The sequence below is a fragment of the Corallococcus sp. 4LFB genome, from assembly GCF_046520365.1.
Lineage (GTDB): Bacteria > Myxococcota > Myxococcia > Myxococcales > Myxococcaceae > Corallococcus > Corallococcus caeni.
Genome location: NZ_JBKGHJ010000854.1, coordinates 1 through 2,078 on the forward strand (window position 1 = coordinate 1; position 2,078 = coordinate 2,078).

General features: G+C 73.3%; 2 protein-coding genes. Both read left to right on the plus strand.

All coding sequences use genetic code 11. The annotated features are described in order from the left end of the window. The coding region (locus ACLEQD_RS41970; RefSeq protein WP_410391532.1) for a sensor histidine kinase at positions 1–520 on the plus strand (520 nt) is incomplete at its 5' end. A 71-nt stretch (positions 521–591) separates the two neighbouring features. Then, positions 592–2,078, plus strand: a 1,487-nt coding sequence (locus ACLEQD_RS41975; protein ID WP_410391533.1) for a cache domain-containing protein, incomplete at its 3' end; no start/stop codon positions are given.

Here is a 2,078-nt window from a genome sequence, read left to right on the forward strand (position 1 = left end):
GGACGTGTCGCGGCTGCAGTCCGGACGCTTCGCGCTGACGGTGGCCCCCATGGACGTGGTGGCCCTGGCGCGCGAGGTGGTGGAGCGCATCCAGGTCACGCGGCCGGAGCGCGCGGCGCAGCTGACGCTGGAGCTCCCCACGGAGTCGCTGGTGGGCTGGTGGGACGAGCCGCGGTTGGATCAACTGCTCACGAACCTGGTGGAGAACGCCCTGCGCTACTCACCGCCGGGGACGCCGGTGGTGGTGCGGGTGCTCGAGGAGGACGGGCAGGTGCGGGTGGAGGTGGAGGACCGGGGCATCGGCATTCCGGCGGAGAGCGTGCCGCAGCTCTTCACGCCCTTCTTCCGCGCGCGCAACGCGACGGAGCACTACGCCGGAGGGCTGGGCTTGGGCCTGGCCATCTGCCGCGAAATCGTGGAGCGCCACGGTGGCCGTATCGGCGCGAAGAGTGACGGGCCGGGCCAGGGGACGTGCTTCACGGTGACGCTGCCCCGGTCGGCCGTCGCGGAAGCAGCCTGAGAGGCGATGACGTGGGGCAGGGGAGCGACAACCTGACCGCGCGGTCCCACCCGGTTGTGTACGCTGCCTCCGTGGGCATCCTCGAGCGCGCACGGGTGGAGTGGTTCGCGGCGGCCGTCGGGCTCGTCGTGGGCACGACGATGGTCTTCGTCCCCTACGAGTTCGGGGCCGCCATCTTCCAGCTCATCTACCCGTACGTCCGCCCGCTCGGCAGCCTGTTCCTGGTGGGCTCGGCGACGATGCTCGCCTCGCTGCTGTACCCCACCTGGCCCGGCTTCGTGGGGTGGGTGGGGCGCGCGCTCTTCCTGGGCGCGGTGGCGTTCTACTGGTGGTCCGCCAGCATCCTGTCGGTCAGCCGGACGGGGGCCCTCCTCTACCCGCTGCTCGTGACCACGCTCCTGCTGGAGCGCATGACCCGCTTCCAGGGACGCGGGCTGCTGACGGTGTTCATGGCCAGCGTGTCGCTGTGCTTCGGGACGCTGATGCTCCTGGTCCCCGACGGCTTCCATCGCTTCTCCCTGCGGGGGGACGGGGGGGGAATCCGTGCGCTGGGCGCGGTCCTCCTGGTGGCGGGGGCCCTGCTGGCGGTGGGGCTGTGGCGCCGGCGGCCCGGGTATGGCCGGGTGGCCCTGGGCGGGCTGAGCGCCGCCTTCCTCTACATGATGGTCGTGCTGGCGGCGCGCGGCTCGTGGACGGGGATGGGCGTGTACGGCGTGCTGTCCCTGGCGTGCGTGGTGTTGCTGGGGATGCGCCGGGTGCCGGTGCCGGGAGGGGTGCGCTGGCGGCTGTTCCGCGGCATGGCGCTGGCGTCGGTGCTGCCCATCCTGGGCGTGGGCGCGGTGACGTCGTACCTGGCGCAGCGGGCCCTGGAGGAGGAGCTGCGCGGCAAGGCGCGGCAGGCGGTGGCCGCGGAGACGGCGTGGCTGGAGCAGACGGCCACGCTGGCGCGCTCGCTGCTGCGCGCGCAGAGCCAGGACGCGGGCTTCGTCGCCGCGGTGCGCGCCGGGGACCGCCTGCGCATGCGGGAGACGGTGGAGTTGCTGGAGCGCGAGGTCGCGCTGTTCGACGCGGCGTGGCTGCTGGACGCCGCCGGGGAGACGCTGGTGCCCTCCGTGCGGCTCAACCGCATCACCGGCAACTTCGCGCAGCGGGACTACTTCCAGGACGCGCTGAAGGGGGGCGACGAGGTGCTCCTGTCGCGGCCCTTCCTCACCCGCGCGAACCTGCCCTTCGTCGTCTTCACGGTGCCGGTGGACGCGGGGAACGGCGCGCGGGTCGTCCTCGTGGGCGGGCTGTCGTTGAAGCGCCTGGGATTGCGGCCGACGCTCGCCTCGCGCAGCTACCACGTGGAGCTGTTCGACCGGCGCGACGGGACGCTGCTGCGCGAGACGGACCGCGGCGACGTGCTCACCCGCGCGCCCCTGCTGGAGCTGCTGGGAGAGGAGGCGCTGGCGGCGCCGGAGGGGATGCTGGAGGTGTTCGACGACGCGGGGCGCCGCCTGCTGGTGGCGCACGCGCGGGTGGAGGGCACGCCGTGGACGGTGGTGGTGACGGCGCA